Genomic DNA, 958 nt, shown 5'->3' with positions numbered 1-958 from the left:
TGAACTCTGGCAACTCATTGAGCCTTAGCGCTTTGCGTTGAAAGCGTGCAAGCGTCGCCAAGACGAGTTGTTGCTCACGGTTAAAACCTTGCAGGGTTGAATGCAGAAGAATATAAAACGAGTGGCGATGGAAGCTGCGTAGGTTGATGCTTAGCCCAACTTCATGCAACAGAGCGGCCCATTCTAATAAATCAAACAGTTCGCTTTTCTTTTTAATCCCAAGCTCAGAATGTACTTGTTCAAGCATCTCGCGTGCGTGACCTTTTACGCGTGCAGCGTGCTCGAGATCCACACGATGTTTTTGTGCTAGGTTTTCCGTGGTACGCATGCGAATGTCAGAGCGAGCAAACCGCTCTTCCATTTCATATAACAAGCCTTCTCTCAATGCTCCATCAGAGAAAAACATCTGGTCGATTTTTAGTGCCTGAAAAATCGCAGCTAAAATCGCTACACCAGCGGCAAATACCGGTTTACGTTCATCGGTCAGGCCAGCCAACTGAATATCATCAATTGACGCGAACTCGTTTAAAGTATCAATGAGCTTACTCAGACGCTTTGCTGTAATTAAACCGTCTTCAAAGCCCAGCCCAATCAATACCTCTTGAATCGCTTTGATGGTGCCTGATGAGCCGAGTGCAATATCCCAACCTTTCTTGCGGTATTTGGTCGCGATGGACTCTAGCTTTTGTTCGGCAGCGAGCATGGCTTTGCTGAAGTTTTTGCTCGATAACTTGCCATTTTTGAAGTACTGCTGTGTAAAGCTGACGCAGCCCATTTGTTTGCTATTAAGCAGTTCTGGTTCGAACTCTTGTCCGATGATCATCTCGGTGCTTCCACCGCCAATATCGACCACCAGTTTAGAATTAGATTCCACTTGAGTGTGTGCGACACCTAAGTAAATTAGGCGCGCTTCTTCCTCTCCCGGAATAATCTCTATCGGGAACGGCATGACTGCTGT

The 958-nt window shown here is 46.6% G+C and carries 1 pseudogene; it reads right to left on the bottom strand.

Annotated features, from left to right (window positions below):
• A pseudogene (locus R7Q09_RS24530) lies at positions 1–958 on the bottom strand (exopolyphosphatase); the annotation flags it as partial.

Source organism: Vibrio sp. 2130-1 (genome assembly GCF_033339515.1).
This window is presented reverse-complemented; position numbering and strand designations above follow the sequence as displayed.